General features: G+C 40.4%; 33 protein-coding genes. 15 read left to right on the top strand and 18 right to left on the bottom strand.

The genetic code is table 11. The annotated features are described in order from the left end of the window. Positions 1–8 precede the first annotated feature (8 nt). From AC4CUZ_RS13385 to tusD, 3 genes are read right to left on the bottom strand one after another with little or no spacing between them, the layout of a single operon-like run. Complete coding sequence (locus tag AC4CUZ_RS13385) at positions 9–290, bottom strand: DsrH/TusB family sulfur metabolism protein (RefSeq protein ID WP_279691387.1); 282 nt, start codon at positions 288–290, stop codon at positions 9–11. Positions 291–300: 10 nt separating this feature from the next. Then, a complete protein-coding gene (locus AC4CUZ_RS13380; protein ID WP_279691385.1) occupies positions 301–651 on the bottom strand; it encodes a hypothetical protein in 351 nt (116 codons plus the stop codon). 44 nt (positions 652–695) lie between these two features. Further along, complete coding sequence (tusD, locus tag AC4CUZ_RS13375; RefSeq protein ID WP_279691383.1) at positions 696–1,064, bottom strand: sulfurtransferase complex subunit TusD; 369 nt, start codon at positions 1,062–1,064, stop codon at positions 696–698. A gap of 281 nt (positions 1,065–1,345) precedes the next feature. On the opposite strand from tusD, the gene AC4CUZ_RS13370 reads away from it, so the two are divergent. Continuing rightward, a complete protein-coding gene (locus AC4CUZ_RS13370) occupies positions 1,346–2,365 on the top strand; it encodes a tyrosine-type recombinase/integrase (RefSeq protein WP_490747749.1) in 1,020 nt (339 codons plus the stop codon). Here the strand turns inward: AC4CUZ_RS13370 and AC4CUZ_RS13365 are convergent. The 10 genes from AC4CUZ_RS13365 to AC4CUZ_RS13320 form a co-directional block, all read right to left on the bottom strand. Next, the gene (locus AC4CUZ_RS13365; protein WP_125280172.1) at positions 2,362–2,640 is read right to left on the bottom strand and encodes a DNA-binding protein; all 279 of its coding nucleotides are present in this window, start codon (positions 2,638–2,640) and stop codon (positions 2,362–2,364) included. The genes AC4CUZ_RS13370 and AC4CUZ_RS13365 overlap by 4 nt on opposite strands. Continuing rightward, positions 2,641–3,084, bottom strand: a complete 444-nt coding sequence (locus AC4CUZ_RS13360; protein WP_125280171.1) for a hypothetical protein — start codon at positions 3,082–3,084, stop codon at positions 2,641–2,643. A 126-nt stretch (positions 3,085–3,210) separates the two neighbouring features. Next, positions 3,211–3,666, bottom strand: coding sequence for a DUF551 domain-containing protein (locus AC4CUZ_RS13355; RefSeq protein WP_490747748.1), 456 nt, complete (start codon positions 3,664–3,666; stop codon positions 3,211–3,213). After that, positions 3,666–4,256: an HNH endonuclease signature motif containing protein gene (locus tag AC4CUZ_RS13350; protein WP_490747747.1), complete on the bottom strand. Its 591-nt coding sequence runs from the start codon at positions 4,254–4,256 to the stop codon at positions 3,666–3,668. Before AC4CUZ_RS13350 ends, AC4CUZ_RS13355 begins: the two co-directional genes overlap by 1 nt. 1 nt (position 4,257) lies before the next feature. Beyond that, positions 4,258–4,503: a hypothetical protein gene (locus AC4CUZ_RS13345; RefSeq protein WP_490747746.1), complete on the bottom strand. Its 246-nt coding sequence runs from the start codon at positions 4,501–4,503 to the stop codon at positions 4,258–4,260. Continuing rightward, positions 4,500–4,736 (bottom strand): hypothetical protein, encoded by a 237-nt coding sequence (locus tag AC4CUZ_RS13340; RefSeq protein WP_125280165.1) that lies wholly within the window; start codon positions 4,734–4,736, stop codon positions 4,500–4,502. Before AC4CUZ_RS13340 ends, AC4CUZ_RS13345 begins: the two co-directional genes overlap by 4 nt. After that, the gene (locus AC4CUZ_RS13335) at positions 4,733–5,410 is read right to left on the bottom strand and encodes a 3'-5' exonuclease (protein WP_490747745.1); all 678 of its coding nucleotides are present in this window, start codon (positions 5,408–5,410) and stop codon (positions 4,733–4,735) included. Before AC4CUZ_RS13335 ends, AC4CUZ_RS13340 begins: the two co-directional genes overlap by 4 nt. Then, positions 5,407–6,534: an ATP-binding protein gene (locus tag AC4CUZ_RS13330; RefSeq protein WP_426977008.1), complete on the bottom strand. Its 1,128-nt coding sequence runs from the start codon at positions 6,532–6,534 to the stop codon at positions 5,407–5,409. The genes AC4CUZ_RS13335 and AC4CUZ_RS13330 overlap by 4 nt, the downstream gene beginning before the upstream one ends. Before the next feature lie 12 nt (positions 6,535–6,546). After that, positions 6,547–6,852 (bottom strand): hypothetical protein, encoded by a 306-nt coding sequence (locus tag AC4CUZ_RS13325; protein WP_490747744.1) that lies wholly within the window; start codon positions 6,850–6,852, stop codon positions 6,547–6,549. Continuing rightward, a complete protein-coding gene (locus AC4CUZ_RS13320) occupies positions 6,852–7,217 on the bottom strand; it encodes a hypothetical protein (protein ID WP_490747743.1) in 366 nt (121 codons plus the stop codon). The genes AC4CUZ_RS13325 and AC4CUZ_RS13320 overlap by 1 nt, the downstream gene beginning before the upstream one ends. A gap of 274 nt (positions 7,218–7,491) precedes the next feature. Between AC4CUZ_RS13320 and AC4CUZ_RS13315 the strand changes: the two genes are divergently transcribed. Next, positions 7,492–7,842 (top strand): hypothetical protein, encoded by a 351-nt coding sequence (locus tag AC4CUZ_RS13315; protein WP_490747742.1) that lies wholly within the window; start codon positions 7,492–7,494, stop codon positions 7,840–7,842. Between the two features lie 5 nt (positions 7,843–7,847). Here the strand turns inward: AC4CUZ_RS13315 and AC4CUZ_RS13310 are convergent, their stop codons facing one another. From AC4CUZ_RS13310 to AC4CUZ_RS13295, 4 genes are all read right to left on the bottom strand, one after another. Beyond that, the gene (locus AC4CUZ_RS13310) at positions 7,848–8,129 is read right to left on the bottom strand and encodes a hypothetical protein (RefSeq protein WP_151837174.1); all 282 of its coding nucleotides are present in this window, start codon (positions 8,127–8,129) and stop codon (positions 7,848–7,850) included. 103 nt (positions 8,130–8,232) lie between these two features. Continuing rightward, positions 8,233–8,559 (bottom strand): hypothetical protein, encoded by a 327-nt coding sequence (locus AC4CUZ_RS13305; RefSeq protein WP_151837173.1) that lies wholly within the window; start codon positions 8,557–8,559, stop codon positions 8,233–8,235. Between the two features lie 78 nt (positions 8,560–8,637). Further along, a complete protein-coding gene (locus AC4CUZ_RS13300) occupies positions 8,638–8,940 on the bottom strand; it encodes a hypothetical protein (RefSeq protein ID WP_125273661.1) in 303 nt (100 codons plus the stop codon). Between the two features lie 78 nt (positions 8,941–9,018). After that, positions 9,019–9,789, bottom strand: coding sequence for a LexA family transcriptional regulator (locus AC4CUZ_RS13295; protein WP_131230301.1), 771 nt, complete (start codon positions 9,787–9,789; stop codon positions 9,019–9,021). 129 nt (positions 9,790–9,918) lie between these two features. Between AC4CUZ_RS13295 and AC4CUZ_RS13290 the strand changes: the two genes are divergently transcribed. Genes AC4CUZ_RS13290 through AC4CUZ_RS13270 form a run of 5 tightly spaced genes read left to right on the top strand, consistent with a single transcriptional unit; the run spans position 9,919 to position 11,702 of the window. After that, positions 9,919–10,143 carry an XRE family transcriptional regulator gene (locus tag AC4CUZ_RS13290; protein ID WP_131230303.1) on the top strand — a complete coding sequence of 75 codons (225 nt, stop codon included), beginning with the start codon at positions 9,919–9,921 and terminating at the stop codon, positions 10,141–10,143. Between the two features lie 58 nt (positions 10,144–10,201). After that, on the top strand, positions 10,202–10,702 hold the full coding sequence (locus AC4CUZ_RS13285; protein WP_159151754.1) for a phage regulatory CII family protein: 501 nt from the start codon (positions 10,202–10,204) through the stop codon (positions 10,700–10,702). Between the two features lie 48 nt (positions 10,703–10,750). Then, positions 10,751–11,041, top strand: coding sequence for a hypothetical protein (locus tag AC4CUZ_RS13280; protein WP_490747741.1), 291 nt, complete (start codon positions 10,751–10,753; stop codon positions 11,039–11,041). Beyond that, on the top strand, positions 11,038–11,346 hold the full coding sequence (locus tag AC4CUZ_RS13275; RefSeq protein WP_490747740.1) for a hypothetical protein: 309 nt from the start codon (positions 11,038–11,040) through the stop codon (positions 11,344–11,346). Before AC4CUZ_RS13280 ends, AC4CUZ_RS13275 begins: the two co-directional genes overlap by 4 nt. Beyond that, a complete protein-coding gene (locus AC4CUZ_RS13270; RefSeq protein ID WP_058952046.1) occupies positions 11,343–11,702 on the top strand; it encodes a hypothetical protein in 360 nt (119 codons plus the stop codon). Before AC4CUZ_RS13275 ends, AC4CUZ_RS13270 begins: the two co-directional genes overlap by 4 nt. 5 nt (positions 11,703–11,707) lie before the next feature. Here AC4CUZ_RS13270 and AC4CUZ_RS13265 read toward each other — a convergent pair whose 3' ends face one another. Next, positions 11,708–11,926 carry a hypothetical protein gene (locus AC4CUZ_RS13265; RefSeq protein WP_058952045.1) on the bottom strand — a complete coding sequence of 73 codons (219 nt, stop codon included), beginning with the start codon at positions 11,924–11,926 and terminating at the stop codon, positions 11,708–11,710. A gap of 82 nt (positions 11,927–12,008) precedes the next feature. Here AC4CUZ_RS13265 and AC4CUZ_RS13260 point away from each other — a divergent pair, with 82 nt between their 5' ends. From AC4CUZ_RS13260 to AC4CUZ_RS13225, 8 genes are all read left to right on the top strand, one after another. Continuing rightward, positions 12,009–12,998, top strand: coding sequence for a hypothetical protein (locus tag AC4CUZ_RS13260; protein WP_058952044.1), 990 nt, complete (start codon positions 12,009–12,011; stop codon positions 12,996–12,998). Next, positions 12,991–13,740, top strand: coding sequence for a hypothetical protein (locus tag AC4CUZ_RS13255; protein WP_058952043.1), 750 nt, complete (start codon positions 12,991–12,993; stop codon positions 13,738–13,740). Before AC4CUZ_RS13260 ends, AC4CUZ_RS13255 begins: the two co-directional genes overlap by 8 nt. After that, positions 13,737–14,003 carry an IclR family transcriptional regulator gene (locus AC4CUZ_RS13250; protein ID WP_058952042.1) on the top strand — a complete coding sequence of 89 codons (267 nt, stop codon included), beginning with the start codon at positions 13,737–13,739 and terminating at the stop codon, positions 14,001–14,003. Before AC4CUZ_RS13255 ends, AC4CUZ_RS13250 begins: the two co-directional genes overlap by 4 nt. Next, entirely contained in the window at positions 14,000–14,185 is a 186-nt protein-coding gene (locus AC4CUZ_RS13245) for a hypothetical protein (protein WP_058952041.1), read from the top strand. Before AC4CUZ_RS13250 ends, AC4CUZ_RS13245 begins: the two co-directional genes overlap by 4 nt. Further along, a complete protein-coding gene (locus AC4CUZ_RS13240; RefSeq protein ID WP_058952040.1) occupies positions 14,178–14,378 on the top strand; it encodes a hypothetical protein in 201 nt (66 codons plus the stop codon). Before AC4CUZ_RS13245 ends, AC4CUZ_RS13240 begins: the two co-directional genes overlap by 8 nt. Beyond that, a complete protein-coding gene (locus AC4CUZ_RS13235) occupies positions 14,356–14,760 on the top strand; it encodes a DUF559 domain-containing protein (protein ID WP_490747739.1) in 405 nt (134 codons plus the stop codon). Before AC4CUZ_RS13240 ends, AC4CUZ_RS13235 begins: the two co-directional genes overlap by 23 nt. After that, positions 14,757–15,245, top strand: coding sequence for a hypothetical protein (locus AC4CUZ_RS13230; RefSeq protein WP_004693748.1), 489 nt, complete (start codon positions 14,757–14,759; stop codon positions 15,243–15,245). The genes AC4CUZ_RS13235 and AC4CUZ_RS13230 overlap by 4 nt, the downstream gene beginning before the upstream one ends. A gap of 651 nt (positions 15,246–15,896) precedes the next feature. Next, on the top strand, positions 15,897–16,070 hold the full coding sequence (locus AC4CUZ_RS13225; RefSeq protein WP_201951282.1) for a hypothetical protein: 174 nt from the start codon (positions 15,897–15,899) through the stop codon (positions 16,068–16,070). Positions 16,071–16,096: the final 26 nt, after the last annotated feature.

Genomic DNA, 16,096 nt, shown 5'->3' with positions numbered 1-16,096 from the left:
ACTCAAAATTATTTCAAACTGATACAACGACTATGGTTTAAGCATAGCTCAGCAAACCTAGCATAGCTGATGGTTTGTAGGTTACTCGAATGGATAGCAGCTATATTTTCAGCATCCTGCTCAAGCACAAAAATACAAGGCAACTGCTGAATAAAAGTATGCTCTATATACAGGGCTGCATCTCCCATTAAAACTACATCATCCCCTGATTGATACAGGTTTTGTAACTTACTCAGCGCTTGTTCCGTCGCGGAAAATGGAGACTGCACTAGATAAAGTGTTTTGCTCATAGTTGTCTCCTTACCAATACAATACATGGTCAAACTGCTGTATTAAATTGACATTGAGTTCAACATATTCGATTTCTTGCTCTGTTTCTTGAACAAAAGCAGAAGCTTGATTCTTGGTTTCAATCCAAATTGGGCTTAAGTCATAAAACTCAAAGCTATCAACCATGTTTGAAGCCAGTTTAAACGCATGTTTTAAGGGTTCAAATGATTGAGTATTGTTTAATAAGCTGAGTGCAGCATCTTGTAATAGGACTTTGACTTCACAGCCAAAAGTCGCAAGAACCATCGTTGCAGACAGGCTTTCATGCACTTGCAAAGAGTTCAAATTGGCTTGGGTTAAAATAACCAGTACAGATTTCACACAATATACCTTTTAAAAGCAACAAATTCTTGAAAACTTAGCACTTAGAATTGAATTAAGCGCTCTGCAGACTGAACAGCATCGGCCAGTTCCCCTAGGCCTACCAAGTCAAAACCTGTAGCAAGATTATGCTGTGCTAACTGATGACGCTGTGCGTTTTCGGCATTGGTAATTCCTCGGGCTAAGGCTGCACTTACACAAACGGGTAGGCGAATGGCGAGTTTTTGCCACTCAGAACATAGATTCCGTTGGTCGTCAGGTACCCATTGCAGGGCATTGGCAACTTGAACAGCATCTTGGTAGAAAAACACTCGAAAGGGTTCATTTTTCCCATGCAGTGCTTGCGCTAAACCTAGAGCATGCCATGCATGAATTGAACTCGGTGCGGAGGTAATTAGTAATAAAGTACTCATCAAACTTCACTAGAGGAATGTCCAAAGCTTGCTTGGTACATTCGGACTTCATAATAAAAAGGTAGTATACAATGATTTTAGATGATCTTTTCTAAAAATAAGACAAAAATTAAAAGTAAAAATAAAATTAAACTAATAAAAACAATAATTTAAAACCATGTATCAATCAAATACCATCACTAAACCTCTGACATATCTGCACAAAATCCCCTCTATTTCCTTTTATTTTTTTACTTTATAGATAGAATAAAAAGCAATCTGCACCAAATCTGCACCAAGAAATGAAACTACCCAAACCGATTCAGCGCGGCAACAGCTGGCGCATCACTGTGACTTATCAAAATAAGCGTTATTCGACTACCAAAGACTCTGCAAAAGAATGTGAGCTTTGGGCGATGGATAAATTGTCCGAGCTTCGATCTAACAAAAAAGCAATCGAACAAGGTGAAAAGCCTGCTTATCCATTTAGGGATCTATGCGCCAAATACTATCAAGAGCATGGTCGACACATGCGATCCGCACGAACAATCAATTTCAAAATAAAAAACCTTGATCGAATTGCACCAAATTTAGCAGACAAGTCTATTTATGACTTTAAGCCTGCCGATATTGCAGAATGGCGAAATAACCGTAAGAAAGAAGTAAAGGTGGCAACACTCAGGAATGAGCATGCGATTTATTCAGCCGTGTTCACTTATGCCATGAAAGAACTATTTCTGATTGATTCCAATGTGTGGCATTCAGTCACGATGCCAGGCAAAGAAAAATCAAGAAGTCAGCGTATCACTGAGGAAGATCAGGCTTTAATGCTCAAGGCGTTAAGTTGGGATGGAATCACCACACCTGAAACATCACGTCATTATGTAGCCTGGGCATTCCTATTTGCTTTGGAAACCGCAATGCGTCAGGGTGAAATCCTTGCCATGAAAAGACAGGATATTAAAGAAGGCTTTGTGCATTTACCGATGACTAAAAATGGTGAATCCCGAAGCGTTCCATTATCTAAGGAAGCGAAACGACTTTTATCATTACTGCCTAAAACCAATAATCAACTTTTGCCAATTGATAAAGATCAATGTTGCGCCACATGGGTTCGAGCTAAGAAAAGAGCAGGGCTGCCGCATATCAACTTCCATGACTCGCGACATGAAGCTATTACAAGAATGGTGAAAGTAAGGAAATTACCGGTAGAAGTGTTGGCCAAGATTACAGGCCACAAGACGATTTCGATGCTGGTGAACACTTATTACAATCCAGATGCTCAAGACCTGGTGGAAATGTTTAATGACAGTGAGAGCTAATTAGCTCTCGGTCTGCCTCTTTTAACTTTCACGGTCAGCAAGTCATGTGCAAGGCGTGGATTGTATAGCGCCTTGCCTTGTGTGCCTTGATTAATCGGGGCTAACTTTTCCCGAATCGTGGTCACTGACAAGTTGTATTTCTGAGCTAGGTGAGAAGCTGAAACCAATTCGACATCAACCTCTTTAAGCTCCTTCACTGTTGCACCGCCAATAGTCTGACCTAACATGATTTGAGGCGGTCTTTCGGCTTCAACAGTGATGGTGTAACGAGCCATTCAAGACACCTCCTTTAAACTTTTTACTACCGTTTCAGGTAGTTCGAATACATCTTTAAAAGCCTGATCAAAACCACCCTCTGCAATAAAGCTATCAATAGTGTTTTTAGGTTTAGCCCACCAAGCTACCGGCCCATCCTCTGTATCGTTAATAGACACTAAGAACCAGCCACCATCTCCTTTAGGTTTACTTGGATTCCAGTAAGCGACCGCTTCAAGCTCCTCATGATCCCAGTAGCGGCTAGCTACTTCTTCAGGAGCATCAAACTCCATCTCAACCTTTGAAAACTCAATACCAAAATAACGTTTCAATTCTTCATACTGTTCAACTGTCATACATTCAGTGTCACCAATTACACGATCCAGATATCCACTGAATACTGGATGAATCCAGAAGCCGTATTGATCACGGATAATATCTGCTGGTTCTAATTGCTTAATCATCCCTTTCTCTCCTTGGCTTCATGAGCCTTCAAGTATTCAAACTTTGCATCTGCCCAGTTCTTAGCATCATATGGGCTTAAACCTTTTTGCTTGCACCAGTTGGTACACCAGAGGAATTGAGCATTATCAAAGTTCATTGGCTTTTTCCTGTGCTTTGATCACTTTCGGAAGTGGCAGCCAATGAGTAGGCGGTTCGTCTTGGCAGTTAGGCCAATATTCGTTGTAATCTTCATCAAGTGTTAAATATTCTTTTTCTGGCTCTATATCAGCAGCGTAATCCCAGCAAACCAAAACAGTTTCATCTACTGGTGGCAAGCTATCCCCAACAGAAATCCATTCCGGCACCGCTTGGGCTTTGACATCACGTTTTGCACGTAACCACATAACCCAACCAGTATTTAAAGCTTCGTAAGCAACTTTTCGATCCTCGTCATCAGTGTTGTTTACACACTCACTTTTGATTTCATAATCACCCGTATTTTCATTAAAGTTGAAAAACGGTAGAAGGTGAGAGTGAATGAACTCAGCTTCAAATAAAGGTTTTTGTTCACGCCATACAGCTTGTTTTTCTGAAATATCCATCACGCCACCTTCAAGTTATGCGTTTTATTTTTGATCTTCGCCATCAAGACACAGGTTTCATTTGTTTCTGGTGTGGCAAGCTTTCGATAAGATTGATTTAAGCGAACAAGCTCAGCACGACTAATCAACATCAGGTTTTCAAGTCGACAGTCTTGCTTGTTCATATTTTTAAAAACAAGAACATGGTTATCTGGTATTTTCCCGTGGTGGTGCTCCCAAATCCAGCGGTGCTTTGATTCAAAAACATTTGGTTCAGCAACCTTTACTTCAACATAGCCATCAACGGTGATTCGCTCATAACCGACAGACCTGTGATTAAGGGGTGTATTTCCTTTTTTAAAGGATGTTGAGTTCGCACCCATATAACCCTTTAAACCTTTATTCCAAGATTTTTGACCAAGTGAAAAGCATCCTGTTCGACCTGTTTTTAATCCCATGCGCAGACATTTAGCCTTGATGCTATCTACTGAAAGCTTGTAGCCAAACTTTTCATTAAATTTACAAGTTAGTTCAGTACGTGGCGTTTCCTCATGCTGACGTAAAAACATCAGCATTTCTTCGGTGTACTTAATCGCAATACCTTTCGCCATATCAAACACTCATATTCATATCACCAACAGAAATCTGTGGCGCTTCTTGATTCGTGTTAAGCCCTTTGTATTGAGCCACCAGTTTTACCGCATCCAGTTGAGTTTTGTGCGCATCCACAATCTGCTCACTCACTTGCGACATGGTTTGAGCGCGCTTTACCTCTGAATCAAGAGTGTCTTTGTCAGCCTTAGCCAGACGATCCAACTGATCAAACAGATGCTTGTTTAAATCTTTCAATGTGCTCATGCTGCCACCTCATTAAATGGATCATGTTTCTTAAATTCTTCAAATAATTTGGCAGCTGGTCTGTTTAATCGACCGTTTTCCAAAATCATAACGCCACGTGGAAAGTTTCGATTGTTGATCTCGTGGTAAAAAGAGATAACACCAGCACGCGCCACACCTTTGTATCCAAGCTTCGCTAGCCAAATCAGAAATGCTTCACTCATGAGTGGGTGGACAAGAGTTGCTTTTTTCATAGAGTCACCAATGCTTTACGTAGGTAAGGATCTAAGTCATCTTGACGTAGTAACCAAGTTACATAACTTGGATCAAGTTCTTTAATGGCGGTACCTTTGTGCTTTCCAAAAGTTATGTACTTCGGTATACGGGCAGTTTCTGACATGATGTTCAGAGAGTTCATGTCTTTAATGCCTAGCTGCTCTACTAATGTTTTTAGAATTACACCAGTGAAATAGATGTCTGCTTTAGCGTTGTGGGCATGTCGAAGGTGTTTACGTGCAAGCTCCAAATCATCCATAACGTGGTAGTACATTGCGCTTAATGTGTGTGGCAATTCAGGCCATACCATGCGACATAAAGCCAATGTGCAAATACCTTTGACAGTGAAGTCTGGCTGGCATTTCTGAACAGCTTTAATGTCATAATCAATATTGTGCCCAATCAAGTATTGAACACCTTGAGGCATCCTGAAGGTATCAAAGCTTGGCTTTTCAGCAATATCAGTTTCAAGAATGTGGTGCGTTGCTAAAGCACCCAGAGCGATAGGCTCAGGGCATGAGAAGTACTCATCAAAAACTTCCCCTTGGTTGATTACCAACACCCCTTGCTCAAAAGAGCAAGGTGCGTAAGCAATCTCAATTGGGTAACCATTCAGGTCGTGAGTTTCTGTGTCTAGGATTAATGCGCTCATTGGCTGATTCCTGATTTTGCTAATTCTTCAAGTTCTTTCATTACTTTCTGGACTTGGGTTGAATCAATTTCCATAAGAGAATCTATACCCAAGTGCTCACAAGCTGTTTTTACATCTAATCCACACTGGTCTATAAATTCCTGTAATTCATCCCGCAGGGCTTCTGATATCCCATTAAATTCAGGAGGTTCTATCCATGTATCGCGGGGTATATCGAATGTGCAGCCGAGTACTTTCGCTCGAGCAAGCATTGCTTGACGCATGTTTTGATAATAAGTGTGTTCTTTGTCTAGCTTTAGGGTCTCGGTCAGGTGATTTAAGTCGCTTGCATAAACAGCTTCTTCGCAGCTTTGTTTCCAGTTATCCAAATCCTCAAGTGCTTTATTTAATGCAATTTGAGCAGGGGTAAGCGTGTTGATATGAGCCTTCGCATCTGCAATTAAGTCTGCAAGAAAAGTAGGGTGTGATTTAAGATCAGGAACCCAAACCTCACCCGTCTCACCACCTAAAGCACCTGAATTTTTCGCATGGTGTGTTGGGGATGGCTTGAAGTTAATGACTCTCGCATTTTTACCCTCACCAGTAGTTACAGTGGTCAAATAACCCATGATGTCTGCAATACGGTAAAGTTCATTTCGGTTCTTACCACCAAGCTCAGGACGGTAGATGATCTGATCACCGCTTTGGTCTTCTGAGGCGTGGGCAATAAAGACGACATCCTTGCCAAAACTTAAAAGCGTATTTATGTACTGCTTAAACTTCATATTTGCTAAGCCTTGGGCTTTTAACTTGAGTGCACCATCTTGTTGACGGTTATTCGCTGTTTTGAGCAAATGTGTCTTGATGGATTCAAGCATTGCGCCTACGGTATCAATAACAACCGTATTGAAAGGTGCTAAGTCTTGTTCAGTAATGTTTTCAATATCTGACCACTGCTGAACTGGAACAACAGCTCCGCGACGAAGTTCACCTGTGCGGTGTGCACCACGGTCAAAGTCAAATGAAATAGCTTTATCTGCGGTGAATCCTAAAGACGTTTTACCAAGACCCGGATCTGCATAGATGTAAGTAATAATCGCGCTTACGTTTAATGCTTGGTCTGCTGGAATAATAGGTATAGCCATGAGTATTTCCCCTTATGCCCAGAATAGTGAGTCTTTAGCTCGTTTATATGATTTTGGATAAGCACGTGTAAGTGACTTTTGAAGACGAACAGCCATGGTTTTTCTTTGCTGGAAAGCACGTTCACGTTCAAAGTTTTCACGGATCCAAGGCTTGGCTGCATGAACCTCAAGCGTGATTAACTTCTCGGTACCATCCTTATTGATCACATAGATATGGCGACCTTTTTCAAAGTAGGTTGAATGGCCTAGACGCATACGGATGTTGCCTTCGTCATCTTGGCTGATGAACTCAGAAAACTTTTGAGTAGAAGTAGTCATTAGCCTGCCTCCACTAAACGATGTTTTTCAATATAGCCTTTGATGAGGGCATTGAAGTTCTGATGGTCGATGTGGTTTGTGAAGTCGTTGTATGGATTGCCTAAGGCATCTGAAACGGTCACTTCATTAAGGCTGGTTACGTCTACAGCTGTGAATTCACTACCTGGTACGCCGTAGCTGTCAGGAAATGCCTCAACTTCAAAACGTGCTGTAACGCGGAAACCATCTAAACGAATAACAGCTTCGCCGTGGTTATCACCAGTCATGCGTAATGCAAGGAGTTGATATTCAGAAGGTGCTACGTTGGCAACTATTGGTTGAGCAGCCTTAGGCTCAGGGTTGAATGCGAAAGCGAGCGCACCCATTGTTACAGCAGCTACACCAAGAGATATCTTGATGCTATTGAAAGGGGATAAGGTTTTGTTCATAATTGATCTCGCAATTTGCAAAAGCCCTGATAGCCGTCCAAAGTCATCGGGGCTTTTTGTTGTCTGTGAGATAAAATATACCTGTGGGGTAAAATAAAGTAAATACCTGCAAGGTAAAATTATTAAAAATATTTTTACTAAATTGGTAAATTGAGATTAAATAGACAAAAGAAAACCCACCGCTGGGGTGGGTTGGATGGAGTTTTTTTTAATGACTAAAGAAGAGTTTCGAGCAAATTTGTATACAGCCTTAGTGGCTACAACACAAAACCAAGTTGTTATTCAAGAGCAAATCAAAATAGCTGAGGAGTTTGTATTCTCTAGCGCAGTAGTGAGCACCGAACGATTAAATGCTATGCATCAGACCGTAAAAGTGGTTTGTGACAATACTCTCGTCGGTGTTGAGACAAATAAAAAACGACAAGACTTGCTTCAAACCGTTCTAAATGATCCAATGCATCAACAGCTCCGTGCTTATAAAAGCCAACTTCTAAGTTATTCTGAGAATAATAAGCGCGATCCAGTGAATGCATTACTCGAAGATTTATTCTCAATATTATAGATGAATCACTCTCTATAATTATTTTCAGGGGTGTCGTCAGCATCTGCGACAACAATAATCATGTGTTTTTGCTGATGCCCTGATGATAAATACATAAAGTGGCGCGCAATAACCTTAAAATGAGCAAAATTTCCTCTTTCTTCTAACGGGCTGCAAAGGTCGATCATAATGCAATCACCTATAGAGGGAATTGGTTCTCCTTGCTCCACTTCATATCCAGCATCGGATAGCGTTATATTGTCAGGTCTATCAGCATCTTTAGCCAAATATTGAAATTCAATTTTCACTTAATTCTCCACCCGATCTATTCTTAAGGACTGCGTCGGGTTCGCAGCTTTTATTCTTTTTCAAAGTCACTGATGACTTACTTTATAAACATCCAGAGATAACCTAAACAAACTCATACCGGCCCAGCTTCGCAGTATTTAAAAGTTCTTCGTGATTACATAACTCTATTCTTGAAATAAAGTCTAAAGGCATAGTCAGTCTCTCAGCAGTAATGGTCTCGAAGTGAACCCAGATTGCAGCATCTTGATTCTCGAAGCTAATACTTACAAGTTTGACCAGGTCGTAAGGCTCACTATCATGGAGTAAGACAATATTGTAGAAATGATCTGTGCGTACATATGAGATAAGCATTTCATGAATAGCAGTTTGTTCATCACTGCTTAGCTCGCTATATTTGCTCAGCTCAATGTTATTGTATTCTTTACTCATTAATCATTCTCATTACGTGATTAAGCCGCATATAGCGGCTTTTTATTTAATCCAGCCAGCAAAATTGATCAGGGCTATTTATATATCCGAATACTTTTCTAAAAAGTCATCCACCCAACCTTGTGCTGTATCAAGATTGGTTATATCTGCTAGTTTTAGATTGGTGCTTTCTGCTTCGTTAAAGCCCTCAATAATCGCTTCAAAGATGTTTACTTCACCAATGACCTCGCGTGCTATTTCCGCAGCGTCGTAGCTTTGTTTGGCTTTTTTGAGAGCTGCTATTTGTTTATCAATTCCTGCACCAATTTTTTCTAATGCCAATTTGAATTCTTGACGATTAATTGTTAGCGCAGTTTTGGATTTATTAAGTGTAGCGATCATTTTGTTTTCCTTTTTTAAGAATTCTTATCATAGGATATCTTGGTTGATATCGTGTTAGACCTTGACTTGTTACAGCATCTATGGCTTTACGAGCGCTAATTCCAAACGGCCAACAAAATTGATTTCATTAAGTTGCTCATTCGTAATAAATTCATCTGGGTAGCGAACTTTATCTGGGTTATCACTTGCAAGCCTTACGGTTTTGCCACCTGCATAACTAACAAAAATTCGCTTCATTCTTAATTCGTTGCTATGTGTAAAAACATATACATTGCCATTTTTCAGCATATCTGGATCTTTATCAGATATGTCTACAAAGAGTGGGCTATCAGGAGCCACAGTTGGCCACATACTGTACTCAGATGAGTAGATAATTCTTAAATTTTCAGGTTTTGTTTGAATACCCATGATTTTTAGTATGTAAGGATCTATATCAAGATATTCACTCACATCTTCTAAAAAATTCTCAATACCTGCACCACAGGATGCTTTGATATCCTTGTAGACAGGGATTCTCACATTGGTGGCTTTTGCGTCACCACTTCTAAATTCAATTGGGGCGATTTTAATACCGCTCGATTGAGCATGACTTGATTCCGAGTCATTGGAGTCAAGTGAAAAAGCATTTGCCTGATCTAGATACCCCTTTGGTTTTCCAAAAGCCTCCTCGATCTTTATCGCAGTTTCATCCCCAATATTCTTTGTTGGATTTTTACCAATATATTGACTGATTAAGTTATAGGAAATACCGGTCTTTTCAGCAAAATCCGCACGACTCAATCCAGATTCCTTTAATAAATTTCTAGCATTCATTAAGCGAATCTCATGAATTTGCATTAAGCCTGTCATACGAACCCCACATTTAAAATTACTTGTTAAATTTACCCGATGGGTAGAAAAAATAAATACCCTGATAGGTTGAATTAAATTTACCTTACAGGTATATTTGTATTTAATTTACCTATTGGGTGTATTTAAATGCCAAACTTATATGAATTCTGGAAAGCTTTAAGCGAGCCTGAAAAAAATAAATTTTGCGAGCGCGTAGGAGTTTCTTATGGATACATGGAGTCACATCTAATCCATGGGCGCAAAAAGCCTCGCATGGAGACCATTCAAGCAATTGTGGATGCAAGCAACGATAAGCTTTCACATAAAAAATTATTTGAATTTTTCTTAAAGAAGAATCCCTCCGCCGCATAACCAATTATCACTTTGTCAAACCTTCAAAGAAACGTGAAACAAATAAAGGATTTCACAAATGCAAGAAATAACACTAAGCCGTGAAGCTCAAACGGCAATTTTTAAAATGATTAACCAGACAAAGGGAATTTCACCAAAGGAAATTGCTCAGGTCACTGGTGATTCGCATAACACCATATGCAACTACGGCAACGTAGGGATGCCAAACCATTTACCGAGCTTAAAGAAGCTTGAAACCATCATGATGTATACGCAGAACCCTGAAATTTTAAAGGTGTGGGCGCATCAGATGGGATACGCATTAGTACCAGTGGATTGTGACTCAAGCAAACATCATGAGCTATCGATCTTTGAAGCAATGATGCAACACAACATTAAGAGCGGGAAAGCAAACCGAGTTGTGTATGAGGCTTATGAGGATGGGGTGATTACACCAGCGGAATACGAAGAGATCCACCAGATTACCCAGGGCTTGATCGAGTTGATTACCGCCGTGGATCAGGCAGCGCTTAAGCAAATGCAGAAGTACACAGCAAATGCTCAAAAAGAAAAAGCCTGATCGCAGAAATCAGGCTTTTTAATTCATTAATTATCGGAACCAATGAATATGAGAAGAAATTTAGCACAACAACCAATTCAAGACAACTCAAATAACGATTTCTTACAAGGGGATATGGTGGTGCTAATCGCTCCAGTGACTCTAGTGAATCGTACTTTTGATACGGCTGATTTACTTTCCGTTGAGTACACAACCTCACTGGGTGGTATTGGCGTTACAACGAATGGTGTGATCGTTGTTGTTGTAGATCCAACAGAGATCCGTCATGCAACAACATTGGAGCTGAAATTAAAACGCCGTCTCACTTTGGCCGAACAAGCCTTAGCGGAGGTTCCATGATTACCAACAAGGCCATTCAAAAGAAGCCTGACCATAAACAGATGATGCAGCTTCAATCATGGTATGAGCCAGCACTCCGTACATTAGATGGATTGCTAGAGATCCGTAGGGCAAATCTTCGCAAGATCAAGGGTGATGAAAAGAATGCTGCCGTCACCCGTGACGAGTTTATGGAAACGTTGATCAATGAACATCATGTTTCAGTTTGGTATGCAGGTGAAATTATTTCAAGCCTACATCGAGCAGGTCATATTTTTATGTTTGGCCGCTTTATTAAAAATATCGAAAAAGGGGGTGCTCAGTGAGATATTCAGCTAAACGTGGGCAGAAAGATGTTCAAGCTCCAGCACCTATCGAGGTGATGATCCCTTTGCTTGATCCAGTGAAGATATACACACCTAAAGAACTTGCCGCAATGCCTTTATCAGTCATGAACCAAGCTATTGAGGCTCAGGAAGCTTATTTCATTCTTGAGCATACAACCCAAATGGGGGGGCAAGCCATAGCGATACGTCGCCAAATGCAAGAAGGTACCCAACTTGTTCAGGTGAAAGAAAAGTCACGTACGAGGTACAAAATCAACAACGAATTTGTCGAACCTCGAATTATTCGTCAGTTGGAAAAGCGCGGCCTAGTCAAATTGGGTGGGGAATCAATATGAATCAATTATTCATTTTCAAGCTCTTCTTGAACCTGTTCATAGTATTCCTTTTGGATTCTAAGAAGCTCAGATACAACAAGATCAATATCTTCTGGAAGTATTGTAATTATAACGTCCTTGTTCTTGCCCGACTCAAAATCTTCTACATCTGGGTGCATTATCGAAATGGTGTTGTTTTCATTTATAAAAATAGCCAAAGCTTCACGCTTTTTAAGAAGTGTCATTTTGTTGGTTTCCTAGTTGATTTTGATCAATTTACAGACCTTGGTAGCCCCTTGCAAGCCCCTTCAAAGGAGGTAATTTCTCATGCGTGATTATGCAAAAGTTTCACCTCATTTTTGGGTAGGTAAAACAGGAAAGCAGCTAAAAAAGAATCCTGAAGCACTAATGGTTTCTCTTTACTTAATTACGAACCCTCATGCCAATATGTTGGGTCTGTACTACATGCCAACTATGTACATTGCCCATGAAACTGGACTTACCTTAGAAGGGGCTTTGAAGGGGCTACAAAGTGCCTGTGAAGCAGGGTTTTGTGCTTACGATCAAGACTCAGAGGTTGTTTGGGTGTATGAAATGGCACGCTTTCAAGTGGCTGAGGAGCTAAAGCCAGCAGATAACCGCTGCAAGGGTGTTCAAAAGGACTATGACTCACTACCTGATAATCCTTTTTTATCAGCATTTTACGATAAATATTCTCATGCATTTTGTATGTCAAACAAGCGTGGTATTAATACGAGTAATACAAGCCCCTCCGAAGCCCCTTGTGAGCCCCTCCGAAGCCAAGAACAAGAGCAGGAACAAGAACAAGAACAAGAACAAGAACAAGAGCAGAATTGTAGTAGTAATCCGTGTGAAGAAAATTTTCCATTACCAGCAATTCAGTTTTCACAATACAAATCTGAAGACCATAAGCGATATTCAATTCTCGAATGCGTAAATCAATACCCACTCCAAAACGATTTTATTGAACTTGGAAGACAAAGATTCTGTGAAGTTCAAATCCAAGATTTGATTTCCATGTTTACCAACTTTGGTGATTTCTTCTCAGCTAAGGGTGAAGAATCCAAGAACACGCCAAGTCTATGGTTGGTTAAGTGGTACACATGGATTCAAAACAACAAGGATGCTACGAAACGTCAGCGTGAAACACAATCAACATCTCAAAAACCAAAATCTCAATCAAGCGCAGGAAATAGAACTCAGGGTGAAGTCAATGAGTGGCTATCTGAAATTAGTGGTGAAGACACTCCATCAATTCGAGATGTTCATGAAGTGGAGGGTGTGAAATATGCGTAATGAATTAACTCAAAATCAAGATCATTCTGTCCAACAGTTTGGTGAGCAAGATGCGCGTAAGTTGGTTGAAGACATGCTTTTGTCATACGGTAAACGCTTTACAGATCAATGGTCGGGTTTAAAAAAGGGGCAGGTGATTGATAAGTTTGTCCAGAAGCTTTCAGGTATCACCTTTGATCAATTTAATCGGGGACTGATTCGTCTTGAAACTTCAGCTTGGCCACCATCCGTAAACGAATTTAAAGATTGGTGTTTAGGTAAGTATGAATACCAAAGCCATGATGAGGCTTGGTTGCAGGCTTTGACTTACGAAAAACAGAATCGATCTCATGAAATCAATAAATTTGCAAAACAAGCATTTGATGAAGTTGTAAAGCCTTATGGATATTTAGGTTCAACAGATACGTTTTATAAAGTTTATAGCAGTGTTTACAAGCGAATCATATCTGAGGCTAAGGAGCGTAATGAAGCGGATGAGTTACTAGAAGCAATTGCTCAATGTGGATTTACTGGTGACGATCTAAGCCATAAGCCTGTGACAAACGATGTTGCACGTCAGCAGCTGGAGAACCTAAAGCGCAAACTGAATGTCCGTAATCGTGAAATACCTAAACCTCAAAAGCTTGAAATTAACGAAGCCAAAAAGCGACTTCAAAACGAGTGGCCAGATCCTTTTGATAATCCAAATGAGTATCAGGCAATGAAAGCCAATGGATTCAATCGTGTTGGGGGTGAAGTGTGAAGCGTCTAAGTACTTCAGTGAATCAGATTGCAATATTTGAACGTGTTGTGCTTGCGCTCAAGGCAATTGAAACTACCCCGATAGCAACGGTATCTGAGCTTCGTAAAACGGCCTTAAACAATCTCAGTTTAAGAACAGCACAGCGCTACTTGAAGGGTTTAGAGCAAGCTGGGTATATCAAACGAAAAGATGCAGGTTTTACAGATGAATCACGATTCTTTTTAACGGATAAGGCAAAACAATTATTTGAGGTGAAGGGATGAATAAAGGCGACCGCGTAAAAGTAGATTTTATTGGTGAATCAGCAACGATTTATTCAGGTAAGCGATTCACTGGATACGGTGTGTTAGACCGAGTTGAAGATGGTCGTGTATTTGGGCGCTTAGATGATGGAACGCCGTTCATGTGTTTGTGTGCTGATGTGGAGGTGGTTGAGCATGAGTAATCCATTTCATATTGGTGACAAGGTGATTCATGACATTGAAGCATGGAAGCAACCAACAAGCACACTAACTGTGACGCATATTAAGAATTTTGCAGTCGCAGCAATTGATGACAGTGGGCAGAAATTTGTTGGAAATTATGGGTGTTTTACCTTGATTAAACGAGGTGCAAGTGACCAGCATCTCCCTCGCTGAATATCGAAAAATCTACAAACCAAAACGCAGGGCTAAACGTCATGCATCGGTCAAGAAGCAGCGTGTTGTTAGTGAGGGTGAGCAAACTCTAAGCCTACAACTCAAGGCGCTTAGAATTGAATTTGAGCAGGAGTTTAAGTTTCACCCTACACGTAAATGGAGAGCGGATTTTCATTTGAAGGGTAAAAAGATATTGGTCGAAGTGGAAGGTGGGATCTGGAGTAATGGCAGGCATACAAGGAGTAAGGGGTATTTAGGGGACTTAGAGAAATATAACGCAGCAACAATGATGGGTTATCAGGTAATACGGTTTAGCACCGAGCAAGTGAAATCAGGTTCAGCGATTGAGCAAATAGAGAAGATGGTAGGGGATTTGGGATGACGGCAGCAGTAACGATTATGCAAGCGACAGATTGGTCGAAATACAGTTTTGAAGAATGGTGTCGTCAGCTTGGAGCTTGGATAAATGGCGATAATGAGACAATGGTAATGGTTGTTAAAACTATGCCAACAAAAAGAATAACGCAGCAACAACGTGAGCGGCTGCTTGCAATGTACATGTCAGACGAGACTCTTAGAGATCGTCTATGCGTACGCCGAAAAGGAACATGCTGCCAATTAGACTGCAACGAGGCACGTGCAATTCAAAGACTATTTCTTGATATTCAGCTTGTAGAAGATGTAATCCTTCAGGAGTGGATCTCATCAATTTGGTCTCACTACGTGATAGGTAATTCATTACGAGATATTGCTGGGAGTAATGACACATCCGTGAATCAAATTCGCCAAGATCTAAAATGCGGCCTTGCTTATATCAAAAGCAGACACCCGCATTTTGTATTTGAAACTTTTGAAAAAACCGCTTGAGTGTGCGCACGGGGTATGGCATATTTCAGGTATAGTGGACGTACATATGGAAATTCACTTAATTACCGTAAAAAGCTCATCATTTGATGGGCTTTTTTAATGCCTTGAGAAATGTTCCGTGAAAGCAATATCAAGGCACCCAATGGCGGCTTAACTTTATTCGTAGTGGTTTAAATTTTAATGCCGCCACCCAGATATTTACTTACATCAAAGCTCGATCAAGTGGTCGGGCTTTTTTGTTGCCCTGAGAAATACTAGTGTAATCACACCAAGTTAAAATGCTTGATCATTGCTTGATTAACCAAGAAGAAATCTTTCTTAGTTCGACAAAATCACTGACATTATTTCGGTAATAAATATTCTAAATTTATGTTTTATAAGTAAAATTAATTGACATTTCTTGCGACATGATTGCTTGATTGTTCAGGAGTAAAATCATGCTTAGATTACTGATGTGTTTATTCGGCCTACACGGTGCGACTGAGATCGATTACACGGTTGATAATGAAGAAATCAAAGTGTGTCGTGATTGTATGAAAGAAGTTTAAGACCCTCGCCACTTCGGTGGCATTTGCCGAACGTATTACGGCACATAAGACCTCGCTGAGATAACAAACTTGGCGGGGTTTTTCTTTTCTTATTGGTGATTACATGACAGACAAAGTACAAGCGAAAAAAGACTTAGAATTTTGTAGTGCTGAACTGTCTAAGTACCAAAACTTAAGCCGTTCGGGTTTGACTCGGGATGAGATGCTGGCGATAGATGGCATCATGATTAAGTTGAAACAGCGGGTTAAGAATCTAAGAACAAGCCTGTACGATTAATTAACAAATAAACCACTATTGTATAA

It is taken from the genome of Acinetobacter sp. 789_lipA, assembly GCF_058242845.1.
This window is presented reverse-complemented; position numbering and strand designations above follow the sequence as displayed.